This window comes from Saccharopolyspora sp. NPDC000359 (genome assembly GCF_040300525.1).
Lineage (GTDB): Bacteria > Actinomycetota > Actinomycetes > Mycobacteriales > Pseudonocardiaceae > Saccharopolyspora.
Genome location: NZ_JBEPDU010000026.1, coordinates 1 through 23,787, shown reverse-complemented (window position 1 = coordinate 23,787; position 23,787 = coordinate 1). Strand labels below are relative to the sequence as shown.

General features: G+C 71.8%; 23 protein-coding genes. 14 read left to right on the top strand and 9 right to left on the bottom strand.

Features of this window, described 5'->3' with window-relative positions; translation table 11 throughout:
* Positions 1-98: 98 nt before the first annotated feature.
* Genes ABT324_RS17860 through ABT324_RS17850 form a run of 3 tightly spaced genes read right to left on the bottom strand, consistent with a single transcriptional unit; the run spans position 99 to position 2,637 of the window.
* Positions 99-1,238: a DegT/DnrJ/EryC1/StrS family aminotransferase gene (locus ABT324_RS17860; protein ID WP_351178204.1), complete on the bottom strand. Its 1,140-nt coding sequence runs from the start codon at positions 1,236-1,238 to the stop codon at positions 99-101.
* Positions 1,235-1,825 carry a dTDP-4-dehydrorhamnose 3,5-epimerase family protein gene (locus ABT324_RS17855; protein WP_351178201.1) on the bottom strand — a complete coding sequence of 197 codons (591 nt, stop codon included), beginning with the start codon at positions 1,823-1,825 and terminating at the stop codon, positions 1,235-1,237. Before ABT324_RS17855 ends, ABT324_RS17860 begins: the two co-directional genes overlap by 4 nt.
* Positions 1,822-2,637 carry an SAM-dependent methyltransferase gene (locus ABT324_RS17850; protein ID WP_351178198.1) on the bottom strand — a complete coding sequence of 272 codons (816 nt, stop codon included), beginning with the start codon at positions 2,635-2,637 and terminating at the stop codon, positions 1,822-1,824. Before ABT324_RS17850 ends, ABT324_RS17855 begins: the two co-directional genes overlap by 4 nt.
* Before the next feature lie 424 nt (positions 2,638-3,061).
* On the opposite strand from ABT324_RS17850, the gene ABT324_RS17845 reads away from it, so the two are divergent.
* The 4 genes from ABT324_RS17845 (at position 3,062) to ABT324_RS17830 (ending at position 7,480) form a co-directional block, all read left to right on the top strand.
* Positions 3,062-4,285 carry a DUF6365 family protein gene (locus ABT324_RS17845; protein ID WP_351178195.1) on the top strand — a complete coding sequence of 408 codons (1,224 nt, stop codon included), beginning with the start codon at positions 3,062-3,064 and terminating at the stop codon, positions 4,283-4,285.
* A 95-nt stretch (positions 4,286-4,380) separates the two neighbouring features.
* Positions 4,381-5,376 (top strand): quinone oxidoreductase family protein, encoded by a 996-nt coding sequence (locus ABT324_RS17840; RefSeq protein WP_351178192.1) that lies wholly within the window; start codon positions 4,381-4,383, stop codon positions 5,374-5,376.
* Entirely contained in the window at positions 5,373-6,494 is a 1,122-nt protein-coding gene (locus ABT324_RS17835; RefSeq protein ID WP_351178189.1) for an acyl-CoA dehydrogenase family protein, read from the top strand. Before ABT324_RS17840 ends, ABT324_RS17835 begins: the two co-directional genes overlap by 4 nt.
* Positions 6,495-6,529: 35 nt before the next feature.
* Positions 6,530-7,480 carry a 3-hydroxyacyl-CoA dehydrogenase NAD-binding domain-containing protein gene (locus ABT324_RS17830; RefSeq protein ID WP_351178186.1) on the top strand — a complete coding sequence of 317 codons (951 nt, stop codon included), beginning with the start codon at positions 6,530-6,532 and terminating at the stop codon, positions 7,478-7,480.
* A gap of 55 nt (positions 7,481-7,535) precedes the next feature.
* Here the strand turns inward: ABT324_RS17830 and ABT324_RS17825 are convergent, their stop codons facing one another.
* On the bottom strand, positions 7,536-8,174 hold the full coding sequence (locus ABT324_RS17825; RefSeq protein ID WP_351178183.1) for a hypothetical protein: 639 nt from the start codon (positions 8,172-8,174) through the stop codon (positions 7,536-7,538).
* Between the two features lie 119 nt (positions 8,175-8,293).
* Entirely contained in the window at positions 8,294-8,773 is a 480-nt protein-coding gene (gene soxR, locus ABT324_RS17820; RefSeq protein ID WP_351178180.1) for a redox-sensitive transcriptional activator SoxR, read from the bottom strand.
* Positions 8,774-9,005: 232 nt separating this feature from the next.
* On the opposite strand from soxR, the gene ABT324_RS17815 reads away from it, so the two are divergent.
* Positions 9,006-9,863 carry an LLM class flavin-dependent oxidoreductase gene (locus ABT324_RS17815; protein ID WP_351178177.1) on the top strand — a complete coding sequence of 286 codons (858 nt, stop codon included), beginning with the start codon at positions 9,006-9,008 and terminating at the stop codon, positions 9,861-9,863.
* Positions 9,864-9,916: 53 nt separating this feature from the next.
* On the opposite strand, the gene ABT324_RS17810 is transcribed toward ABT324_RS17815, so the two are convergent.
* Positions 9,917-11,056, bottom strand: coding sequence for a glycosyltransferase (locus ABT324_RS17810; RefSeq protein ID WP_351178174.1), 1,140 nt, complete (start codon positions 11,054-11,056; stop codon positions 9,917-9,919).
* Between the two features lie 126 nt (positions 11,057-11,182).
* Here ABT324_RS17810 and ABT324_RS17805 point away from each other — a divergent pair, with 126 nt between their 5' ends.
* The 6 genes from ABT324_RS17805 (at position 11,183) to lat (ending at position 17,272) form a co-directional block, all read left to right on the top strand.
* Positions 11,183-12,094 carry an NADP-dependent oxidoreductase gene (locus ABT324_RS17805; protein WP_351178171.1) on the top strand — a complete coding sequence of 304 codons (912 nt, stop codon included), beginning with the start codon at positions 11,183-11,185 and terminating at the stop codon, positions 12,092-12,094.
* Between the two features lie 360 nt (positions 12,095-12,454).
* The gene (locus ABT324_RS17800; RefSeq protein ID WP_351178168.1) at positions 12,455-13,084 is read left to right on the top strand and encodes a DsbA family oxidoreductase; all 630 of its coding nucleotides are present in this window, start codon (positions 12,455-12,457) and stop codon (positions 13,082-13,084) included.
* 223 nt (positions 13,085-13,307) lie between these two features.
* On the top strand, positions 13,308-13,742 hold the full coding sequence (locus ABT324_RS17795) for a Fur family transcriptional regulator (RefSeq protein ID WP_351178165.1): 435 nt from the start codon (positions 13,308-13,310) through the stop codon (positions 13,740-13,742).
* Positions 13,743-13,764: 22 nt separating this feature from the next.
* Positions 13,765-15,228, top strand: a complete 1,464-nt coding sequence (locus tag ABT324_RS17790) for a catalase (protein WP_351178162.1) — start codon at positions 13,765-13,767, stop codon at positions 15,226-15,228.
* Positions 15,229-15,322: 94 nt separating this feature from the next.
* Positions 15,323-15,709 (top strand): ankyrin repeat domain-containing protein, encoded by a 387-nt coding sequence (locus tag ABT324_RS17785; protein WP_351178159.1) that lies wholly within the window; start codon positions 15,323-15,325, stop codon positions 15,707-15,709.
* Positions 15,710-15,904: 195 nt separating this feature from the next.
* Positions 15,905-17,272, top strand: a complete 1,368-nt coding sequence (lat, locus tag ABT324_RS17780) for an L-lysine 6-transaminase (protein ID WP_351178156.1) — start codon at positions 15,905-15,907, stop codon at positions 17,270-17,272.
* Between the two features lie 426 nt (positions 17,273-17,698).
* On the opposite strand, the gene ABT324_RS17775 is transcribed toward lat, so the two are convergent.
* Entirely contained in the window at positions 17,699-18,295 is a 597-nt protein-coding gene (locus ABT324_RS17775) for a response regulator transcription factor (protein ID WP_351178153.1), read from the bottom strand.
* Positions 18,292-19,470, bottom strand: a complete 1,179-nt coding sequence (locus ABT324_RS17770; protein ID WP_351178150.1) for a sensor histidine kinase — start codon at positions 19,468-19,470, stop codon at positions 18,292-18,294. Before ABT324_RS17770 ends, ABT324_RS17775 begins: the two co-directional genes overlap by 4 nt.
* A gap of 134 nt (positions 19,471-19,604) precedes the next feature.
* Here ABT324_RS17770 and ABT324_RS17765 point away from each other — a divergent pair, with 134 nt between their 5' ends.
* Together ABT324_RS17765 and ABT324_RS17760 are read left to right on the top strand one after the other, a co-directional pair.
* Positions 19,605-20,498 (top strand): ABC transporter ATP-binding protein, encoded by an 894-nt coding sequence (locus ABT324_RS17765; RefSeq protein ID WP_351178147.1) that lies wholly within the window; start codon positions 19,605-19,607, stop codon positions 20,496-20,498.
* On the top strand, positions 20,495-21,220 hold the full coding sequence (locus ABT324_RS17760) for an ABC transporter permease (RefSeq protein WP_351178144.1): 726 nt from the start codon (positions 20,495-20,497) through the stop codon (positions 21,218-21,220). Before ABT324_RS17765 ends, ABT324_RS17760 begins: the two co-directional genes overlap by 4 nt.
* A 45-nt stretch (positions 21,221-21,265) precedes the next feature.
* Here ABT324_RS17760 and ABT324_RS17755 read toward each other — a convergent pair whose 3' ends face one another.
* Positions 21,266-22,840, bottom strand: a complete 1,575-nt coding sequence (locus ABT324_RS17755) for a dolichyl-phosphate-mannose--protein mannosyltransferase (protein WP_502949756.1) — start codon at positions 22,838-22,840, stop codon at positions 21,266-21,268.
* A 402-nt stretch (positions 22,841-23,242) separates the two neighbouring features.
* Between ABT324_RS17755 and rsmI the strand changes: the two genes are divergently transcribed.
* Positions 23,243-23,787: 16S rRNA (cytidine(1402)-2'-O)-methyltransferase (gene rsmI / locus ABT324_RS17750; protein ID WP_351178141.1), on the top strand; the 545-nt coding region annotated here is incomplete at its 3' end.

Below are 23,787 nucleotides of genomic sequence, written 5' to 3'. Positions count from 1 at the left end.
AGCGGCGACCGGACGTCCGCATCAGCGCCGGGCCCCCGCATGGCGGGACCCGGTGCGCACCCCTCGCTCCTGGGGTGCGCACCGGGTCCCGGGGCTCGTCAGGCCCGTGCTTCCACGGACTTGCGGACTTCGGTGACGACCTTGCGCACGTCGGCGTCGTCGAGGCCCTGGTGCAGGGGCAGGCAGAGCGTGGTTTCCGAGGCGTGGTCCGTGCCGGGCAGCTCCAGGTCGGCCGGGGCGCCGTAGGCCGGGACGCGGTGCAGCGGCGGGTACCGGAACGTGGTGTAGACACCGGCCGCCAGGAGGTCGGCGGCGACCTGGTCGCGGATCGCGGCGGGCATCTGCACCCAGTAGAAGTAGTGGGACGACTCGTGCCCGGCGGGCAGCGGCGGCGGCAGCCGCAGGCCGTCGACGTCGGCCAGCTCGGCGTCGTAGAAGTCGACGACCGCCTTGCGCCGCCCGATGAACTCCGGCATCCGGCGCAGCTGCACCTGGCCGATGGCGGCGGTCAGGTCGTTGCCGATCACCCGGCGGGCGAAGTCCCGGACGTCCAGCTCCCACCAGCGGTGCGACACCCGGGCCTTGGAGAACCCGCTGGACTGCTCCAGGCCGTGGTAGGCCAGCCGCCGCGCGCGTCGCGCCAGCTCGGGGTCGCGGACGTGGAGCATGCCGCCGTCACCGGTGCTGAGAATCTTCATCGCGTCGAAGCTCCACATCGCCATGTCGCCGAAGGAGCCGACGACCCGGCCGTCGACCTTCGAGGCGACCGCGCACGCGGAGTCCTCGATCAGCGGGATGCCGCGCTCCCGGCACAGGTCGGCGATCGCGGTGATCTCGCCCGGGTACCCGCCGTAGTGCAGGACGAGCACGGCCCGGGTCCGGTCGGTGACGGCGTCCTCGATGTCGGACCGGCGCGGGTTGAGCGTGTGCGGGTCGGAGTCGCAGAACACCGGCCGCGCCCCGGTGGCGGCCACGGCGTTGGCGGCGGCCACGAAGCTGATGGACGGCAGCACCACCTCGTCGCCCTCGGCCAGATTTAGCAGCTCGGTCGCGATGAACAGCCCGGCGGTGCAGGAGTTGAGGAAGACGACGCCGTCCGGGTCGACGCCGAGGTGCTCGGCGAAGGCGGCCTCGAACGCCTTGGTCCGCGGCCCGTGCCCGAGCCACCCGCTCGCGAAGACCTCAGCCACCTGGGCCAGTTCCTCGTCCCCCAGACTCGGTTGGAAAACGTTGATCATGCCTTTCCCTCCTCGGGGTCGGTCGGCCACTCCGGCAGCAGCCCGGCCTCCAGTGCCTGGCGCAGCGTCGGCGCGGCGGCGTCCTTCTCGGACATCAGCGGTTGCTCGGTGAACCCCCAGGGCAGCGCCAGTTCCGGGTCGAGCGGGTCGATCTCGAACTGGGTGCCGGGCACGTAGGTCGAGGACAGCACGTAGCAGATGCAGCTGTCGTCCTCGAGGGCGAGGAATCCGTGGCCCAGCCCCTCGGGCACGTGCACCGCGGTCCCCGCGTCGGCCGCCAGCAGCGTCCGGGTGTGCTGGCCGAACGTCGGCGAGCCCACCCGCAGGTCCACCACGACGTCCAGCAGCGCGCCGCGCACGCAGGTGACGTACTTGGCCTGACCCGGAGGGATCAGCACGCCGTGGATGCCGCGCAGCGTGTTCCGCTTCGACACCGAGTAGTTGATCTGTGCGACCGGGAAGTGCTGACCGGTGGCGTCGCGCAGCGCGTCCACCCGGAAGCCCTCGTAGAAGCACCCCCGGGCGTCGCTCAGCTGCTCCGGCGCCACCTCGAACACGCCGGGGATGTCCAGCTCGCGGATCTTCACGGCTTGCGGGCCAGGGCGATGCGGTAGCCGAGGTGGTCGCGCTCGAGGGTGGAGACGCCTTGGATCATGGTGCGGAACTCCTCGGCGAACTCGGCGCCGCCCTTCTCCACGACCAGGTGGTACTTCTCGGCGACGACGTCCTCGATGCGCGCGGCCGACCGCTTGAGGTGCGCGGTGGCGTCGATGCTGTCCACCAGCTCGAAGCCGGTCTCGGCCAGGAACGCCAGGTAGTCCTCGGCGGTCGGCAGCGAGTCGACGGTGAAGCCCTCGACCAGCACCTCCCGCATCCGCTCGTCCAGCGCCTCCCGCTCGACGTAGTCGGAGATCAGCAGGTGCCCGCCCGGGCGCAGGACCTCGAACAGGGCCCGCAGCGCGGCCCGGCGGTCCGGGAGGTACATCAGGGTCTCGACCGCCCACACCGCGTCGAACGAGTTCGGCGGGTAGGGCATGTCCATCACGTCGACGCAGGCGAACTCCACCTGGTCGGACAGGCCCTCGGCCGCGGCCGCCGCGGCCCCGGCCGCCACCTGCTCCTGGCTGACGGTGATGCCGGTGACCGACGCCCCGGTGGCGGCGGCCAGCCGCAGCGCCGGCCGGCCCTGCCCGCAGCCGACGTCGAGCACCCGCTCACCGCGGCGGACCGGCGTCCTGCCGATCAGCACGTCGGTCATCCGGTCCTTGGGGTCGACGTCGGGATCGGCGTCGTCCCACCACCCGATGTGCAGGTTCTGGCCCATGAAGATCTCGTAGAGCCAACCGCGGTCGTCGTAGAACTCGCCGACTTCCTCCGCGGTCATCGACTGGTCCGTCATCACGCACTCCTCTGGAACGGGGGCCGACGCCCCGACTCTCCGCCGACGGCCTCGAAGGCAGCTCAAGCCCCGGCCGTGCCCGGCCGTCGAGCGAAGCTCGAAGCGTCGTCGACGCGACCAGGAGACGGTGAACCCCGCGAGCGAGGGGAGCGGCGATGGACGGGCTTGGTGCAGTGGTGCGGTCATGACGCCCTTCGTGTCAACGCGTCGTCGACACGGCCGGGCGGTGGACGCCGCGAGTGAGAGGAGCGGCGATGGAGGGGCCTGGTGCAGGGGTGCGGTCATGACGCCCCTTGTTCCAACCGGAGTCCTGCTCAACCGCACCTAAGGGGACCGTGATGCAACCCAGCCACAAGAAACCGCGAAACGCGAGATCAACGCCCAACGCAACCACCACTGAAAATCGCGGAGAGGCGGGAAAGGCATGACTACCCGGTTGCTGGTGGTCGCCCCGGTGGAGCGCGAGCACCACGAGACCGCGATCGGCGTCGCCCTGGCCGGGCAGCTGCGCTCGGCCGGGATCGAGTCGCACTTCGTCGTCGACCGGTACAACGAGGCCCAGGTGCGCGCGGCCGGGCTGCCGTGCACGCTGATCGACTCCACGCTGGGCGGGTCGGTGCGCGAGGTGATCGCCGAGGTCGCGCGGCAGGTGCGGCCCACCGCCGTGGTGCTCAGCGACTACGTGGCGCACTGGCTGACCTTCAGCTACGGGTACGGGATCGATCCGTGGTTCGTCGAGGACCTCGGCGTCCCGGTGATCCCGATCGACCTGTACGAGCTGCCGGACTCCGGGTTCGAGGCGGAGATCATGGGTCGGGTGGTGCGCATCGACGACCACCTGCTGCGGATGCCCGCGCACCTGCGCCCGGTCCCGACCGCGCACCCGGACGCGTCCGGCCCCGCCTTCCCCTACCGCGCCGCCCCCACCGCGCGCCCGCTGTCCAGCGCGGAGCGGGCGGAAGTGCGCGCGCAGCACGGGATCGGCGCGGACGACCCGGTGCTCGTGGTGCCGACGCTCGAACCGCAGCGCACCATGGCGGACCGGGCGAAGGGGATCGTGGGGGAGCTGGCCAACCGCGTCCCGGACCTCGTCGTCCGCTACCTGCGGGCGCTGCCGGAGCGCACGCACCTGCTCATGGCCGGTCCGCGGTTCGACGCCTTCGACGCCCTGCCCCCGGACCGGACGCACGTGGTGACCGACGGCTCGCCGGAGCTGCTCGTCGCGGCGGCGGACGCGGTCTGGTCGTTCTACTTCCCCGCCGCGGGACTGGAGCACGCCCTGTTCGCCGGGGTGCCGGGAATGCTGTCGCTCAACGGACTCCGACCTGACGCGCACGCGGGCCTCACCCCGGCGGTGCGGGAGTGGCTCGCCGGGTTCGCCGCGCCCGTCCCGCCGTTCACCCTGTGGCCGTGGGGATGGGTCCGGCTGCTCGAACCCGTGCTGCGGGACAACCCCTTCACCAGCGTCTTCACCACCGCCGAGCTGTTCGACGAGGAAGCGGTCGTCGGCGGGCTGACCGCGCTGCTCCACGACCGCGACACAAGAGAAGCGGCAAGCCAGGCGCAAGCAGCCTATCTGTCCGAAATGGACAGATTGCCCGGCACGGCGGACGTGGTCCGCGCGGCGCTGGCCCGGGCGGGCGCTTAGGCCCAGTTCTTCTGTCCACAACGGACCGCGTCGGCGACGCGGTCGCACCCGCGCGGCGGAACCGGGTTCCGCCGCCCGTCTCGCAGGAGGAACGGATGCGGACCGTGCGGTTCCACGAGTTTGGCCCACCGGAAGTGCTCACCGTCGAGGAGACCCCCGTGCCCCGGCCGGGACCGGGGCAGGTGCTGATCGCGGCGGAGGCGGTCAGCGTCGGCTTCGCCCAGACCCAGATGCGGCGGGACATCTTCCCGGCGCCCATGTGGGACCGCAAGCTGCCCTCGGTGCTCGGCGGCGACGTGGTCGGCCGGATCGAAGCGGTCGGCCCGGACGTGCGCGGGATGCGGCCCGGCGACCGGGTCGGCGCGTTCACCCTCTACGGCGCTTACGCCGACTACGTCGTCGTCGACGCCGACACCGTGCTGCCGGTGCCGGAGGGGCTCGACGCGGCGGCCGCCACGGCGCTGCCGTCGTCCGGTCCGATCGCGGCGGGCACCCTCGACGTCGGCATGGTCAAGCCCGGCGACGTGGTCCTGGTGCACGCGGCCTCCGGCGGGATCGGGCACATCTCGGTGCAGATGGCCAAGACGGCGGGCGCGGTCGTCGTCGGCACCGCGGGTTCGTCGGGCAAGTGCGAGTTCGTGCGGGGGCTCGGCGCGGACCACGTGGTGGACTACAGCTCCGACGACTGGCCCGCGCAGGTGCGCGCGGCCGTCGGCGAGCGCGGGGTCGACCTGGTGCTGGACAGCGTCGGCGGTTCGGTGCTGCGCGCAGGCCTGGACCTGCTCGCCCCGATGGGCCGCCTGGTCTTCTACGGTTCGGCGGGCGGCGGCCGGGAGGTCCCGTCGATCAGCGTCATGGAGCTGATCCGGCTCAAGTACGTCACGGCGTTCGCCTTGTCCACCTGGCGCGCCAACCGCCGCGAGCAGTACGAAGCCTCCCTCGTCGACCTCGCGGACGGCTTGACGACCGGCCGTTACCAGCACGCGGTCTACCAGAAGCTGGACCTGACGGATGCCGCCAAGGCGCACGCGCTGATCGAGGCGCGGGCGCACACCGGGCGCATCGTCCTGATCCCGGGAGGCGACCGGTGAGCGGTGTCGACGCTGGCCTGCTGAGTGCCGCCTCGGTCGTCTCGAAGGTCGCCGGAGCGCACGCGGCCGAAGCTGATGCGGCGCGCGGACCGGTCGAGGCCGTGGTCGACGCGGTCGTGGAAGCGGGATTCGCCCGGCACATGGTCCCCACGGCCCTCGGCGGCACCGCCGGTGGTTTCGGCGAGCTGGTGCCCGCGGTGGTCGAGGTCGGGCGCGGGTGCGCGTCCGCGGCGTGGTTCGCCTCGCTGTGCGCGGCGGTGGGCCGGATGGCGTCCTACCTGCCCGCCGAGGGGCGCGCGGAGGTGTGGGCGGACGGCCCGGACGCGGTGCTCGTCGGCGGGCTGCTGCCCGCCGGGACCGCCGAACCCGTCGCGGGCGGCTGGCGGCTGTCCGGCCGCTGGCCCTACGTCAGCGGCGTCGCGGTGGCCGACTGGGCCCTGGTGTGCGGCAAGGCCGGGGAGAAGGCGATGTTCTTCGCCGTGCCGCGGGCGTCCTACCAGGTCATCGACACCTGGCACACCGTGGGCATGCGGGGCACCGGAAGCCACTCGCTCGCGCTGGAAGACGTCTTCGTGCCGACCCACCGAGCCCTGGACACCGCGGACCTGATGGCGGGCACCGCACCGGACGCGGCGGCGGCCTGCCACTCGGTGCCGCTCAAGGCGGCCAACGGGATGACGCTCGCCGCCCCCGCGCTGGGCGCCGCCTCGGCGGTGCTCGCCCGCTGGTCGGACCTGATGTCGGCCAAGCTCGCCAAGCAGGGGCAGACCGTCATCTCCGGCCCGGTCGACCGCACCGGCATCGACCTCACCTTCGCCCGGTCCGCCGCCGAGATCGACAGCGCCGAACTGCTGCTCACCCGCGTCGCCGAGGTCGCGGACGCGGGCGCGGTGCCCCCGGAGCTGGTGGCGCGCAACCAGCGCGACTGCGCCGTCGCCGTCGAGCTGCTGTCCGGCGCGGTCGACCGCCTCTTCCGCTCCGCGGGCAGCACCGCGCAGGCCGAGGGCGACGTGCTGGCCAGGGGCTGGCGCGACGTCGGCGCGATCGCCGGGCACAGCGGGCTGCAGTTCACCGCGGGCGCGACCGCGTACGCGCGGCTCGTGCTGTCGGGCAGCTGACCGCGAGACACACGGAAACGGAGGAACGCGAGGACATGGGCGAGACGTCGGAGACCCGCACGGTGACCGTGATCGGTGCGGGCACCATCGGGCTGGGCTGGGTGGCGCTGTTCCTGGGCGCCGGCATGCGGGTGCGGGTGGTCAGCAGGCGCGGCGACGTCGGGGAGCAGGTGGCGGAGGCGCTGGCGATGTTCGCGCCGCACCTGCCCGGCGGCGCGCAGGACCCGGCCGAGCTGGCCACCCGGCTCGAGGTCGAGCCGGACCTGGCCGCCGCGGTGCGGGGCGCGCACGTGGTCCAGGAGAACACCGAGGAGAACCTGGAGACCAAGCGCGAGCTGTTCGCCGAGCTGGAGGCGGTCGCCGGACCGGACGCGCTGCTGCTGTCGTCCACCTCGACCCTCCCGCCGGACGAGCTGGGCGCGTCGATGCGCGAGCCCGGCCGGGTGGTGGTCGGCCACCCGTTCAACCCGCCGCACGTGGTCCCGCTGGTCGAGGTGGTCGCGGGCACCCGCACCCCGGACGCGACGGTGGACGCGGTGGTGGAGTTCTACCGCTCGGCGGGCAAGGTCCCGGTGGTGCTGCGCAAGCCGATCGCCCGGTTCGTGGCCAACCGGCTGCAGTCCGCGCTGCTGCAGGAGAGCATCCACCTGGTGCGCGAGGGCGTGGTCACCACCGCCGAGCTCGACGAGGTGGTCACCCAGTCCATCGGCCTGCGCTGGGCCACCGTCGGCCCGTTCCTGGCCTTCCACCTGGGCGGCGGGCAGGGCGGGCTCCGGCACTGGCTGACCACGCTGGGCCGCGGCCTGGAGGCGAGCTGGCGGGATCTCGGCACCCCGAAGCTGGACGACGAGACGGTCGAGCTCGTCCTCCAGCAGGCGGAGGCCGAGGTGGCCGGGCGGACCTACGCGGAACTGGTCGCCGAGCGCGACGCCAAGCAGACCGCGATCCTGGCCGCCCTGGCCGAAGAGGACGCGAAACGCGCCTGAACAACAGCGAAACCCCGTGGGACCAACGGCCCCACGGGGTTTCGTCACGGCGATGTCAGGCGACCGAGGTCGACGACAGGACCACGGGCTCGGCCTGGTCCGGGTAGCACAGGAACGGGTCCCACTCGTTGGTGGTCGGGTGCAGGCGCTCCCAGCCGAAACCGAGGTCGTCGTAGCTGCTGCCGCCCGGCTTGACCTCGACCGCGCCCGACTCCGGGGCGGTGAAGGTCAGGGTCAGGGTGGGCACGTCGAACTCGGCGCCACCGGGCAGCGGCCCGCTGACGTCGATGGTGAGCTTCGAGCCCTGCACCGAGGTGGTGACCTTCGAGCCGTTGAGCCCGGCCCCGCCGGACAGCGAGTGCTTGACCAGCTCGGCGTTCGCGGGCAGCGAGTACGACCAGTGGACCTCGCGCAGCTCCTTGTTGAAGTCCGGCACCGGGTAGATCGGCTTCGGGTCGATCACCACGTCGAACGTCGAGCCCGGGGCGGCGCTGGCCGGGGCGGTGACGTCGACGCCGCGGGCGTAGTCGGTCACGTCGAGCCACTCGCCGGAGAGCCGGGTCTTGCAGGTGAAGGGGATGGAGTGCTCCGCCGCGGCGGTGGCGGCGACGCCGGTGCCCGGCACCGCCGCCAGCGCCAGCGCGGCGACCGCCGTCGCCGCCATCCGCTTGCCCCAGGTCAAGGTCGATGACATCCGTTTCCTCCGAGTTGTTGTCGACTCCCCCGTGCGCCGGAGGAGGACCGGCGGGTCCACAGTGGCTTCACCGCCTCGAGCCGCGCTTGAGGCGCGGTCGGCCCCGCCGAGCTCGGAGGTCAGGCGTCTTCGGCGGGCGGTGTCCTGGGCGCGAGCAGCCGCCGCGGTCCGGGGCCCTCGTCGCCGAGCTGGTCGTAGGGGTTGGCCAGCACGCACTTGCTCATCGACAGGCAGCCGCAGCCGATGCAGTCGGCGAGGTCGTCGCGCAGCCGCTCCAACGCGTTGATCCGCTTCTCCAGCTCGCCGTGCCAGCTCTCCGACAGCCGGGCCCAGTCCTCGCTGGTCGGTGTGCGGTGCTCGGGCAGCGTCGCGAGCGCGGCCTTGATCGAGTCGAGCGGCACCCCGACGCGCTGGGCGACGCGGATGAACGACACCCGCCGCACCACCTCGCGCAGGTAGCGGCGCTGGTTGCCGGCGGTGCGCCGGCTCCGGATCAGCCCCTTGTTCTCGTAGAAGTGCAGCGTCGACACCGCGACGCCGGTGCGGGAGGCCACCTGGCCGATCGTCAGTTCCTTGGTGTCCCACGATGGTCTTTCCACGCCGCCAGTCTATGGTCGGCGGGCTCCGGGGACGGGGAATCGACCTGCGCTCGAACGGCTTTCGAGCGCGGTACCAGAACGTCGGGGCGCTGGCTGCGGACGGGCCCGGACCGCTGCGCCGGTCGGCGGTGCGACCGCTGGGCCGTCGGGCGGAACCGGCGCGCGGCATTGACCTCAACTGAGGTTGAGGTTCCAGCATGGTGCGGAAGGCCCCACGCGAGATCGGAGCATCGTGGAAATCGGAATCGGCTTGCCCGGGCACGTCCCCGGGGTGGACGGACGGACCCTGGTGGAGTGGGCGCGTCGCGCGGAGGCGCGCGGCTTCAGCACGCTCAGCGTCAGCGACCGCCTGGTGTGGTCGACGCCGGAGCCGCTGACCGCGCTGGCCGCGGCGGCGGGCGCGACCGAGCGCATCAAGCTGCTCACGACGGTGCTGATCGCGCCGCTGCACAGCAACCACGCGCTGTTCGCCAAGCAGACCGCCTCGATCGACCAGCTCGCCGGTGCGGGCCGGCTGCACCTCGGCCTGGCCCCGGGGCTGCGCGACGACGACTTCACCGAGAGCGGCGTCGACTTCAGCACCCGCGGCAAGCAGTTCGACGCGCTGCTGGACCGGGCCGCCGAGGTGTGGGGCGGCGGGACCGGCATCGGCCCGGCCCCGGCCACCGAGGGCGGGCCGAAGGTGCTGTTCGGCGGCATGTCCCCGGCGGCGATCCGGCGCGTGGTGACCAAGGGCGTCGGCTGGATCGCCGGGGACGCCACGGTCGCCGACGTCGAGGGCTTCGCCCCCGGCCTCCGCGAGGCGTGGACCGCGGGCGGCCGCGAGGGCGAGCCGCGGATCGTCGCCTCGACCATGTACGCGCTGGGCCCGAACGGCCGCCAGGCCGTGGAGAAGGCGATCAGCTCCTACTACGCCTTCGGCGGCAGCGAGTACGTCGACTACGGCATCGACATCGCGCACACCACCCCGGAGAGCATCGCGGCGGCGGTGACCGACTTCGAGAAGGTCGGCGTGCACGAGCTCCTGTTCATGGGCAACGACCCGGACCCGGCCCAGGTCGACCTGCTGGCCGACGCGCTCGGCCGCTGACGAGCACGACGGGCTCCGCCCGGGAGAACCCCGGCGGAGCCCGTCGCACCAGCTCACGCGCGCTCGGCGACCAGCTTCTCCAGCCGCTCGGCGACCGCGAAGGGCGTTGGCAGCTGGGACATCTCCGCGGCCACGTCCGCGGCACGGGCGCGGTAGGAGGGGTCGGCGAGCAGCCGCTCGCAGGCCGTCGCGAGGTTCTCCGGGGTGTCGTCGCCCGGCATGATCATCGTGCTCGCGCCGTAGTCGGTGAGCCGGGTCGCGTAGTCGACCACGTACGGCAGGTACGGGATGAGCACCTGCGGCACCCCGTTGGCCATGCCGGTCAGCATCGTGTTCCCGCCGGTGTGGTGCACCAGCAGCGAGCACGTCCGCGCCACCACGTCCAGCGGCAGCCAGCCCATCCGCACGTTCTCCGGCAGGGTGCCCAGCTCCTCGGCGGCGCTCGGCGGCACGGCGATCAGCAGCTCGATGTCCAGCCCGCCGACCTTGTCCACCAGGCCGCGCAGGATGTCGATGTCGAACTCCTTGGTGACCCGGCTGCCCGCGGTCACCAGCACCCGGGGCCGCTCGCCCGCGGTGTGCATCCACGGCTCCACCGGGGTCTGCGTGTTGGCCGGGATGTAGCGCATCAGCTGGGCCGGCGGGGCGTCCGCGCGGCGCAGGCTCGGCGGGCAGATGTCGACGAACAGGTCCGGTTCGGGCATCGACCGCAGGCCGAGGCTCTCCAGCTCGGGGGCCAGCTCGGCGGTCGCGGCGAGGTCGATCTGCCGCGGCTCGCCCATGTCGATGGCGTGGTTGACGAACGGCACGCCCAGGTGCGCGGCGATCAGCGGCGCGGCGAACGACAGCGCGCCGCCCACCACCAGGTCCGGCTTCCAGTGCTCGGTGAACGGCTTGAGCCCGGCGAAGCTCGCCGCGGCGAACCGCCCCATGCCCCGGCCGTTGAAGATCGTCCGGTCGTGCACGTCGGTCGGCCGCTGCACCGGAACGCCGTTGCGGTCGGAGAACATGAACTCGAGCATCGTCTTGTCGGTGACCGGGACCGGCGCGATGCCGCCGCCCGCCACGGTCGACATGACGTTCGACGGTGCCGCCATGAACACCTCGTGACCCAGGTTGCGCAGGGCCTGAGCCAGCGGGGTGATCGCGAAGATCACGCCACCGCTGCCGCCCGCGACGAATAGCACCTTCATGGGCCGAGCGTCTGCTGCGGCGGTCGAACGCCGCTCGAGGTGTTCTCGACCGCCGCGAGATTGACCTCAACTTTGGTTGAGGTTGCACGATGGGCGCATGCTGATCGACTACGCGGGGGGACAGGTATGAGGGCGATCGTGTTCGACGAGCCGGGTGGCCCGGAGGTGCTGCGGCTGGCCGAGCTGCCCGACCCCCGGCCGGCCGACGGCCAGGTGCGGGTGCGGGTCAGGGCCGCCGGGGTGCAGCCCTACGACTACGCGGTCCGGCAGGGCTGGGTGCCGCACGGGGTGACGGTGCACTCCCCGTCGGTGCTGGGCAACGAGTTCTCCGGGGTGGTCGACGAGGTCGGGCCCGGGGCCACCGGTTTCCCGGTCGGCACCGAGGTGGTGGGCTTCGCGGTGCTGGCCTGCTACGCCGAGTACGTCGTGGTGTCGACCGACCAGATCGTGCGCAAGCCGGAGACGATGACCTTCGAGCAGGGCGGCGGGCTGTCCGGGTGCGGCCAGGCCGCGCACACCGCGCTGGAGGTGCTCGGCGTCCGGGCGGGCGAGACCGTGCTGGTGCACGCGGCGGCCGGCGGGGTCGGCACGATCGCGGTGCAGCTGGCCGTCGACATGGGCGCCACCGTGATCGGCACGGCCAGCGAGGGCAACCACGACTACCTGCGCTCCCTGGGTGCCATCCCGGTCACCTACGGCGACGGCCTGGTCGAGCGGGTCCGCGAACTCGCGCCGCAGGGCGTGGACGCGGCCATCGACGGGGCCGGGGAGCAGGCGCTGCGCCAGTCCCTGGACCTGGTCGCCGACCGCTCCCGGGTCGGAACGCTGGTCGCCTTCGGCCTGATCGAGGAGCTGGGCGTGCGCCCGCTGGTCAGCCAGCGCTCGGCCACCCGCCTGGCGGCGCTCACCGAGCTGAACGCCCGCGGCGGCCTGGCCCTGCACGTCCGCAGCACCTACCCGCTCGCCGAAGCCGCGAAGGCGCACGCCGAGGTAGAGACCGGTCACGGCCGAGGCAAGGTCGTCCTCACGATCGACTGAATGATTGATTCCGTACTCGTTTTGCGTGGCGGTGCGGGTGGCGGAACCTCAGAGCTTCCCTGGACTGCGGGTGCCCAGCCTGATGTATGCCAATACACGGCGGCTGGGCCGTCCTCGCCAGGAAAGCTCTGAGAACCCGCGGCGGTGCGGGTTGCGAGGGTGGGTCAAGCGCTTCGCGCTTGCGGCAGCCCCTGCCGTTGTCGCTGACCCCTCGTGGCTGCGGTCCGAAAAGGAATCGATCGACTGGTGCGCGACTGTCGTCTCCCACCGCCGGGAGACCCGGCCGGCCCTCCGCCCCTCCCGGCCGGGTCTTCCGCCGCACCCGGGCCGGGGTGCCACGACAACCGAAGGGTGAGACGAATGAACATCGAGATCTGGTGGGACCCGGTGTGCCCGTGGTGCTACCTGGGCAAGAAGAACTTCGAGGCGGCCTACGACCGCTTCGGGGACCCGGATCGGGTCAACGTCACCTGGCGCGCCTTCCAGCTCGACCCGGACGCGGGCACCGAACCCGGTCCGACCACAGTGGACGTCATGGCGCCGTACAGCTCGCGCGAGGCGGTGCTGGCGCGGTTCGCGCAGATCGCCGAGCTGGGCGAGGAGCACGGCCTGGACCTGAACCTGACCACCGCCCGGCCGGTGAACGCCTTCGACGCGCACCGGGTGGCCCTGCTCGCGCAGGACGAGGGGGTGTTCCGGGAGTTCACCGGCGCGCTGCTGCACGCCTACCACACCGAGAACCGCAACATCGCCGATCGCGCGCTGCTGGTGGACCTCGCCGGGTCCGCCGGGCTGGACCGGGCCCGGACCAGCGCCGTCCTGGAGGGCTCGGACTACGCCGACCAGATCGCGGCCGACCGCCTCCGCGCCCGTCTCCTCGGCGTGGGCGGGGTGCCCTCGTTCGTGATCGACGAGCAGGTCCTGCCCAGCGGCCCGCAGTCGGTGGACCGGCTGCTCGCCATCCTGGAGAGCGCTCCGGTGTCCCGCTGATCGCACCGACGCGGGCGCCCGGCGAGCCAGCTCGCCGGGCGCCCGCGTCGTTCCTCACCCGTCCGGGGTTGTTCCGGTGGCTGGAGTGGCGGGTGTTGCCGGTCCGGGCTGCCCGCCCAGTGCTCTGAACTGCGAGTTCCCGGCATGTCGACCCGGCGGGGGCGGACGCGCGGGCGGTCGCGTTTATTTGACTCATTCCAGAAAAGCTGATAGCTATTACGCCATGCCGTCCATCGATGCCGCCTCCCTGCTCAGGGGGGCGTCGCTGCGGGTGACCCGTCCCCGGGTCGCCGTGCTCGCGATGGTTTCGGAGAACCCCCATTCCGACGCCGACACCATCGCGACGGCGGTCCGCCGCGACCTGGGGTCGGTGTCCACCCAGGCGGTCTACGACGTCCTGCGCGCGCTCACCGAGGCGGGCCTGGTCCGCCGCATCGAACCGGCCGGCTCGCCCGCCCGGTTCGAGACCCGCGTGGGTGACAACCACCACCACCTGGTGTGCCGCGACTGCGGTGCCATCGCCGACGTCAGTTGCGCGGTGGGGGAGGCCCCGTGCCTCCACGCCGAGGACCCGCACGGATACCTGCTCGACGAGGCCGAGGTGACCTTCTGGGGCATCTGCCCCGACTGCCGCGGCAGCGACCGAGCGCTCGACTGAAGATCCCACCGAGGAGCGAGTTTTGCCCGAGAACAACCAGAAACCGTTGACCACGGTGGCCGGTGCCCCGGTCCCGGACAACCAGAACTCCCTGACCGCCGGCCCGCGCGGCCCGATGCTGCTGCAGGACGTCTGGTTCCTGGAGAAGCTGGCGCACTTCGACCGCGAGGTCATCCCGGAGCGCCGGATGCACGCCAAGGGCTCCGGTGCGTTCGGCACCTTCACGGTGACCAACGACATCACCCAGTACACCAGCGCGAAGATCTTCTCCGAGGTCGGCAAGAAGACCGACCTGTTCGTGCGGTTCTCCACCGTCGCCGGTGAGCGCGGCGCCGCCGACGCCGAGCGCGACATCCGCGGCTTCGCGGTGAAGTTCTACACCGAAGAGGGCAACTGGGACCTCGTCGGCAACAACACCCCGGTGTTCTTCTTCCGCGACCCGCTGAAGTTCCCGGACCTCAACCACGCGGTCAAGCGCGACCCGCGCACCAACATGCGCGACCCGGAGAACAACTGGGACTTCTGGACCAACCTCCCCGAGGCGCTGCACCAGGTCACCATCGTGATGTCCGACCGCGGCATCCCGGCGTCCTACCGCCACATGCACGGCTTCGGCTCGCACACCTACAGCTTCGTCAACGCCGAGGGCGAGCGGTTCTGGGTCAAGTTCCACCACCGCACCCAGCAGGGCATCAAGAACCTGACCGACGCCGAGGCCGAGGCCCTGGTCGGCAAGGACCGCGAGTCGCACCAGCGCGACCTGTTCGAGTCGATCGAGCGCGGCGACTTCCCGAAGTGGAAGCTGTACGTGCAGATCATGCCGGAGGCGGACGCGGAGACCTACCGCTACCACCCGTTCGACCTGACCAAGGTCTGGTCCAAGAAGGACTACCCGCTGATCGAGGTCGGCGAGTGGGAGCTCAACCGCAACCCGGAGAACTACCACGCCGACGTCGAGCAGGCCGCCTTCAGCCCGGCGAACGTGGTCCCGGGCATCGGCTTCTCGCCCGACCGCATGCTGCAGGGCCGGTTGTTCTCCTACGGTGACGCCCAGCGGTACCGCCTGGGTGTGAACCACCACCAGATCCCGGTCAATGCGCCGAAGTGCCCGGTGAACTCCTTCCACCGCGACGGTGCGATGCGCGTCGACGGCAACCAGGGCGCCACCCCGGGCATCGAGCCGAACTCCTACAACCGCTGGCAGGAGCAGCCCGCCTACCGCGACCCGTCGCTGGCCGTGGGTGCCGTCGCCGACCGGTTCAACTACCGCGAGGACGACGACAACTACTACGAGCAGCCGGGCATCCTGTTCCGCAACATGACCGCGGAGCAGCAGCAGGTGCTGTTCGAGAACACCGCGCGCGCCATCAACGGTGCGTCGCAGGCGACCATCGAGCGGCACATCGCCAACTGCACCAAGGCGGACCCGGCCTACGGCGAGGGCGTCCGCAAGGCGATCGAGGCGCTGGCCGCGGGCAACCTCTGAGGTTGACCCGGGGTCCTGGACCTCGCAGCGGGGCGGTGGTCGCACGCGCGGCCGCCGCCCCGCCTCCGTTCCCGAATGATCAGGAAGAGCACCCATGAGCGACGGCGGACTCACCCCGGAGCAGACCGAGCGCGTGGTGGCGCTGGCCATGGACCTGGCCCGCGAGGGCCGCACCGACGAGCTCGCCGAGTTCGTCGACCACGGACTCCCGGTCGACGTCACCGACCCGGCGGGCAACAGCCTGCTCATGCTGGCGGCCTACCACGGGCACGCCGCGACGGTCCGCGCGCTGCTCGACCGCGGCGCGAGCCCGGACCTGCGCAACGACCGCGACCAGTCGCCCATCGCCGGAGCCCTGTTCAAGGGCGAGGAGGAAGTGGTGCAGGTCCTCCGCGCGGCGGGGGCCGACCTCGACGCGGGCACGCCCACCGCGCGGGCCGCGGCCACCATGTTCGGCCGCGAGCACCTCCTCGCGGACTGACCCGCCTCCACCTGAGCCCCCTGCCGCACCGCGGTCGGGGGCTCGAGTGCTTTCCGGGTGGGGACGCTCGCGCGGTCAGCGAAAGAAAATCTTTCGCCTTTGCGTAGTCCTTCCGGAAGGATGTTGCTTGTTCGCGCATCTCTGATGTAATTCTTCTTGGCAAGTGATGCGTGACACGGGTCCGGGAGGCCGAAGATGACCGCTCAGCACGAGACCGTCCGCGACGTGGCACCGACCGACGTACCCGCTCCGAGGGACTCCTCGGCCGACGTCGTGGCGGACCTGAAGGCACAGGTCACCGGCGACCTGATGGACATCGTCGTGGACCTCGACGCGGGCGAGGGCTGCCGGCTGCGCGACGTCCGCGACGGTACCGAGTACCTGGACCTGACGATGTTCTTCAGCTCGGCGCCGCTCGGGCACGGCCACCCCGGCCTGCGCACCGCCGAGTTCGAGGCCGCGCTGGTGCGCGCCGGTCGGGTGAAGCCGTCGAACCCGGACTTCGCCACCGTGGAGCAGGCCCGCTTCGCCGAGACGTTCCGGCGCGTGGTCGGCATCGACGAGCTGCCGCTGCTGTTCTTCATCGACGGCGGCACGCTCGCGGTGGAGAACGCGCTGAAGGTCGCCTTCGACTGGAAGACCAAGCTCAACGCGCGCAGCGGCACCGCCGTCCGGGGCTCCCGGGTGATGCACCTGGAGAAGGCCTTCCACGGGCGCAGCGGCTACACCATGTCGCTGACCAACACCGACCCGGCGAAGATCCGCGACTACCCGATGTTCGACTGGCCGCGCATCCCCAGCCCGGCGGTCGAGCCCGGCGAGTGGTGGGACAGCTCCGACCTGCTGTCGGAGGAGGTGGCCGCGCTCGACGTGGCCCGCGCCGCGCTCCAGCGCTACGGCCGGGAGATCGCCTGCTTCGTGTACGAGCCGATCCAGGGCGAGGGCGGCGACCGGCACCTGCGGCCGCAGTTCCTGCAGGCCATGCAGGCGCTGTGCCGCGAGAACGACGTGCTCACCGTCGCCGACGAGGTGCAGACCGGCATGCTGACCGGGCAGGCGTGGGCGCACCAGGCGCTCGGGTTGGAGCCGGACCTGGTGGCGTTCGGCAAGCGCCTCCAGGTGTGCGGCGTGATGGGTGGTCGGCGGGTGCTGGAGATCGCCGACAACGCGTTCCGCGAGCCCAGCCGGATCAGCTCCACCTGGGGCGGCTCGCTGGTCGACATGGTGCGCGCGACCAGGATCCTGGAGGTCGTCGAGGCCGAGGGCCTGTTCGACCACAGCAGGCAGATGGGCGAGCTGCTGCTCGGCGAGCTCCGCGACCTGGCGGCGGAGTTCCCGTCGCTGGTGCGGGCCCCGCGCGGCCGCGGCCTGATGTGCGCGATCAGCTTCCACGACCCGGCGAACCGGGACCGCGCCCTGGCGATCGCCCGCGACCGCCACCGCACTCTCTTCCTCCCGTCGGGTCCGGACTCCCTGCGCGCTCGCCCGCCGCTCTCGGCCCGCCCGGAGGAGCTGGTCGACGCGGTCTCCGCCCTCCGCAAAACCCTCGCCGACCTCACCTGACCAGGCGCCGTCCACCGGGAGACCGCGACTTCCATTGAAATCGCATGTCCGATCCCAATGGAAGTCGCACCCCGCCCAGCCCCGCCAGCCGAGGCACCAGGACACCGCGCACCCACCCGCCGCGCGAGGTACTCCAACGTGGTCGGCGCGCTGCACGGTGGCGGTGGCCGGTCGGCCCTGATCCGGGTGCTGGCCGGTGCGGCGCTGGTCGTTACAGTTTCAGTTGAAACTGTACCCGAGGGTGACGGGACCGCAGTTTCAATTGAAACTGCGAATGTGAGTGCGGAACGGGCGCAGTTTCAATTGAAACTGCGCCCTTCCGGCGTGTCGGGAGTTGCCGGACTTCGCCGGGATCAGCTCGGTGGAACCTGCGATTCCACCACCCGGGCGGGCGACAGCGGGATGCTGGGATGCGTGGGGTGGGGGTCAGATCCAGCCCTCTCGCCAGGCGTGGCGGGCTGCTTCGTGGCGGGTTGAGACGCCCAGCTTCGTCATCGCTGAGGACAGGTAGTTGCGCACCGTGCCCGGTGCCAGGTGCACCGCCGTCGCGATGGTGGCGATCGTCCCGCCCTGCAGGGTGTGCGTGAGCAGCTCCAGCTCGCGCTCGGTGAGCGGGCAGGAGCCGCTGGTCAACGCGCTGGCCGCGATCTCCGGGTCGATGTAGCGGCCACCGTCGTGCACGTCGCGCAGGATCGCCGCCAACCGGGACGCGGGCGTGGTCTTCGGGACGAAACCGCGGATCCCCGCCTCCAGCGCGCGCTTCAGGACGCCCGGGCGCGCGTGGCGGGTGACCAGCACGACCGGCACCTCCGCGCCCACCTGCCGCGCGGCCTGCACCCCGTCGACCTCGGGCATCTCCAGGTCGAACACCGCGATGTCCGGCAGGTGCTCGCCGACCGCGCGGACCGCCTCGGCGCCGTTGCGGCACTGCGCGACCACCGACAGGTCCGGCTCCAGGTCCAGCAGCGCCGCGAGGGCGCCGCGGATCAGGTCCTCGTCGTCGGCCAGCACCACTCGGATCACGATGTCCTCCCCAACTCGGTCGCGGCCCCGCGCAGTTCGAACCAATCCTCCACCAGGTCCGCCTCCACGTGACCACCCACGGCGCGGAACCGCTGGCGCAGCCCCTCGATGCCCGACCCCGCCGCCCCGTTCGGCGACTTCGCCCGGTCGTTGCGCAGCACCAGGCTGGTGCGCGGCCCTTCGACGCTGATGCTCAGCTCGCAGTTCTCCGCGCGCGAGTGCCGCAGGATGTTCGTCGTGCCCTCGCGCACCAGCGCGCCGAAGAGCGGCTGCAGCGGTGGCGGCACGGCCGCCGCGTCACCGTCCACAGTGGTCTTCACCCCGGCGGCTTCCAAGATCTCCTGGGCGTTCTCGAGCTCGGTGGTGAGCTTGGTGTGGCGGTACCCGTGCACCACGTCGCGGGTGTCCTTCAGCGCCGTGCGCGCCAGTTCGGCGATCTCGGCGGCCAGCGCGCGGGCCGCCGCGTCGTCACGGCCGACCAGCCGCTCGGCCAGCTCTCCCTTCAACGCGATCACCTGCAGGTGGTGGCCCTGGATGTCGTGCAGGTCGGCGGCGAACCGGAGGCGCTCGTTGGCCACCGCCAGGTCGGCGCTGACCGCCCGCGCCCGGTCCAGGCCCAGCACGATGTCCCAGAACCACACCGCGACGATGATCACGAAGATCGACAACGACACGATGAACATCGCGTACAGGCCGGTGGCCAGACCGGGCAGCGGGTTGTGCGGCGACGAGGCGATGGTGGCGACCACGCCGGTCAGCAGCGCCGTGCCGATCGTCAGCGGCCAGCGCAGCCGGTACGGCGCGGCCGGCACGTGGAGCCCGGCGAGACCGCCCAGGGGCATCGACCACAGCACCCCGGTGGGGTGCTGCGTCAGCGCGTAGGCCAAGGCGGCCAGGGTGAACGCGAAGACCACCGTGTTGCGCACCGGCCGGTGCTGGCCGCGCCCCAACCCCTCCATCAGGATGGTGGACAGCTGGAGGCCGTCGAACACGGTGGCCAGCAGCACCAGCGACAGCACCACGATTTCGACGGTCCCGTAGAAGCCCGCTCGGACGCCTGTCACCAGGTTCACCACCGGGAAGACGGCGTAGAACGGCTGCAGCGGCACCAGCGTCCACCAGGTGTAGGTGCGCATGCGCCGGATGCGGCGGGAATCGAACTCGGCAACGCTCACCGCACCAGCATCCGTCATCCGCGGGCGGCACCGCGCACCACATGACAACTGTCATCGGTTTCCCTGACAGATCAACGCCACACCGCTGACGGAACGCGCTACCGGCGCGTGCCCGGCCCGGCGAGGCTGGAGCCATGACAACACCAGTGATCAGCGTGCGGGACCTGCGCTGCCGGTACGGCGAGTTCGAGGCGGTCCGCGGGATCGACTTCGAGGTGCAGGCCGGCGAGCTGTTCGCCCTGCTCGGCACCAACGGCGCGGGCAAGACGACCACGCTGGAGACCATCGAGGGCCACCGGGCGGCCAGCGGCGGGGCGGTGCGGGTCTTCGGGCGGGACCCGCAGCAGGACCGCTCGATCCGCCGCCGCATCGGCATCATGCTGCAGGAGGGCGGCTTCGCCGAGGACCTGACGGTGCGCGAGACCGCGGAGCTGGGCAGCGCGCTGACCGTGCGCCCCTCCGATGTGGACGAATCACTGGCCGCGGTCGGACTGGCCGGGCGGCGAGAGGTGCGAGTCCGGCAGCTCTCCGGCGGCGAGCGCCGCCGCCTCGACCTGGCGCTGGCGCTGCTCGGCGAACCGGATTTGCTGTTCCTCGACGAACCGACCACCGGGATGGACCCGGAATCCCGCCGCGCCACCTGGGACCTGGTGCGCGGGCTGCTCGCGCGCGGCACCACCGTCCTGCTGACCACGCACTACCTGGAGGAGGCCGAACGACTGGCGCACCGGCTGGCGATCATGCACGAGGGGCGGATCGCGGTGTCCGGGCGGCTGGTCGACGTGCTGGCCGCGCACCGCGCGCGGATCAGCTTCGACACCCGGCGCGACGTGGTGCTCCCGCCCCTGGTCGGGACGGCGGAGGTGACCGGCACGCACGTCGAGGTCCGGACCTCCGAGCTGCAGCGGGACCTGCACGCGCTGCTGTCCTGGGCGGACGGCCGCGTGGAGCTGAGCGGGCTGCGCGCGCACCACGCAACGCTGGAGGACGTCTTCCAGGGCGTCCGGGAGGAGGCACTTGTCGCATGAGCTCAGCTGTTCTCGCCCTCGGGCGAACCGAGTGGAAGCTGCTCTCGCGGAACAAGGCGGTGCTGATCAGCGCGACCATCGTGCCGCTGCTGCTCGGGTTCGTGCTCGCCAACAACGTCCCCGCTGACGCCGGACCGCTGCCCTGGTCGGTGATCCTGGGCATGCAGCTGCTGTCCGTGCAGGGCTTCACCCTCTACTTCACCACCACCGCGACGCTGGCCAGCCGCCGCGAGGACCGGTACCTCAAGCGGCTGCGCAGCGGGGAGGTCCCGGACGCGGCGATCCTCAGCGGACTGCTGCTGCCGGTGGTCCTGCTGGGGCTGGTCCAGACGGTCGTGGTGGTCGGCATCGCGATGGCCATCGGCGCACCGGCACCGGTCAACCCGGTCCCGGTGGTGCTGGCGGTGCTGCTCGGCTTCGCGATGAGCCTCGCCGCGGGCGCGGCCACCAGCGCCTGGACCAAGAGCTCCGAGCAGGCCCAGATCACCACCATGCCGTGGTTCCTGGTGCTGATCGGCGGCTCGGTGTGGGTGTCGGTCGGCGGTGAGAACACGCCGCTGGCGTACCTGGTGCCCGGCGGGGGTGTGATGGACCTGGTCCGCCTGGCGATGACCGGCGGGGGCATCGGCCACGCGCTGCCCGCCACCGGGGCCCTGTTGGCCTGGACGGTCGTGCTGACGATCCTCGCGCGCACCTGGTTCCGCTGGGAACCGCGCGCCTGATGGACCGCCGGTTCCGCGAGTTCGAGGGGATCGCGGAACCGGCTCTCAGCGCCAGGACGGCAGCCAGAGCTCGGCCTGCCAGCGCTCCGGGGTGATCGGTTCGCCGTTGAGCACCGGCCACAGCCAGATGAAGTTGGCCACCACCAGGCCCACGTACAGCGCCACCGCGAGCAGCCCGGTGCGGCGCCGCTCAAAGTTGTCCCGGCTGGACCCCAGCACCTCGCCCAGCACCAGCACGATCCCCAACACCAGGAACGGTGCCAGCGGCGTCGCGTAGAAGTAGTACATCTGCCGGTCCAGGTTGACGAACCACGGCAGATAGCCCGCGCCGTAGCCGACCAGCACCGCGGCGTAGCGCCAGTCCATCCGGCTCGTCGCCCGCCAGACCGCCCAGCCCGCGACCGGCAGCGCCAGCCACCACATCGCCGGGGTGCCGATCAGCATCGTCGCCTCGACGCAGCTGGCCCGACCGCAGCCCGGCATCCCGGACTCGTAGTAGTAGAGCATCGGGCGCATGCCCATTGGCCACGCCCACGGCTTGGACTCCCATGGGTGCGGCTCCGCCGGCGTCACCAGGTGGGTGTGGAAGTCCAGCACGTTGAACTGATAGAAGAGCAGCGACCGCAGCGGATCCGGCAGGAACCCGAAGCCCACGTCGTCGTTGAGCAGCACGGCGTGCCGATCAGTGGCGGTCTCGCTGGCGAACCACAGCGCCCAGGTCCCGAAGTACACCAGCAGCGGGATGGCCACCAACGACCACAGCGCGGGCGCGGTGTCGCGCAGCAGCGCGGCCCGCCACGGGCGCGGCACCCCGGCCGCCCGGCGGGCCAGCGCGTCCCAGATCACGCTGAGCAGGCCGAACGCCATGATGTAGTAGATGCCGTTCCACTTGACGCCGCAGGCCAACCCGAGCATCAGCCCGGCCCCGAACCGCCACCAGCGGAACCCCAGCCGCGGCCCCCAGCGGCTCTCGCCCAGCCTGCCCTCGACGCACACCTGCCACATCCGGCTGCGCACCTGGTCCCGGTCCACCAGCAGGCAGGCGAACGCGGCCAGCAGGAACATCGCCTGGAAGATGTCGAGCATCCCGACCCGGGACTGCACGTGGCTGACGCCGTCGCAGATCAGCAGGATCCCGGCGAGCGCACCGAGCAGCGTGGACCGGGTCATCCGCCGGGCGATGCGCACGATCAGCAGCACCATCAGCGTGCCGGACAGCGCGGCCGCGATCCGCCAGCCCCACGGGGTGTAGCCGAACAGCCACTCGCCGATCGCGATCAGCTGCTTGCCCACCGGCGGGTGCGCGACGAGCTCGTAACCGGGGTTGTCCTCGTACCCGCCGTTGCGCAGCATCTGCCACGCCTGCGGCACGTAGTGCTTCTCGTCGAAGACCGGCGTGCCCTCGTTGGTCGCCCGGCCGAGCTCCCACAACCGAACGACCCCCGCGACCAGCGCGATCGCCAGGGTGACCAGCCAGCCGCGGAGGCGGTCGGTCGGCATCGTCACGTCCAGGAGGGGGAGCGGATCGCTCTCGCCCGGTTGCCGCGCCGGTGGTGTGCGGCCGACGGGGACGAGGTCGTCGGCGCTGCGGCCACCGGAGTTGGGGACGAGGACGCTCACGACCCCCGATCGTAGGAGACCCATCCGGCCCCCGACCCCCCGACGCTCCGGATCCCCCAACCCACCGCCGGGAACCGCCCACCCGCAGTTGCAACTGAAACGGCACCCGGCCCATCCAGCCCGCAGTTTCAATTGAAACTGCGACGAGCCCTGCGTGGGGTCCGCAGTTTCAGTTGAAACTGCGCCCGGCCCTGGGTGGGGACCGCAGTTTCAGTTGAAACTGCGCCCGGCCAGGCGTGGAGAACGCAGTTTCAATTGAAACTGCGCCCAGTCGGGCGTGGAGTCCACAGTTTCAACTGAAACTGCGGTCGGGGAGGGTGCGAGGTTTACAGTTTCAATTGAAACTGTGGTTGGGTAGGTGGGACGGGGTGGGTGGGGGGGGCGTCATTAGGCTTGGGCGCCATGGACTCCGGGACGCTCCTGCTCGCCGCCACACCGCTCGGTGACGTCCGCGACGCCTCCGCGCGGCTGGTCGAGGCGCTCGGTTCGGCCGACGTCGTCGCCGCCGAGGACACCCGGCGGGTGCGGGCCCTGGCCAGCGCGCTCGACGTGGTGCCGACCGGCAAGGTCGTCAGCTACTACGAAGGTGTCGAGTCAGCGCGCGCCCCGATGCTGCTCGACGCGCTGCGCGAGGGCCGGACCGTGCTGCTGGTCACCGACGCGGGCATGCCCAGCGTGTCCGACCCCGGGTACCGCCTGGTGACGGCTTGCGTCGCCGAGCAGCTGCCGGTCACCTGCCTGCCAGGTCCGTCCGCGGTCACCACCGCGCTGGCGCTGTCCGGGCTGCCCTCCGACCGCTTCTGCTTCGACGGGTTCCCGCCGCGCAAGCAGGGGGAGCGGCGCCGCTGGTTCAGCCGGTTGGCGGCGGAGGAACGCACCTGCGTGTTCTTCGAGGCGCCGCACCGGCTCGCCGACGCGCTGGCCGACGCGGTCGAGGTGCTCGGCGG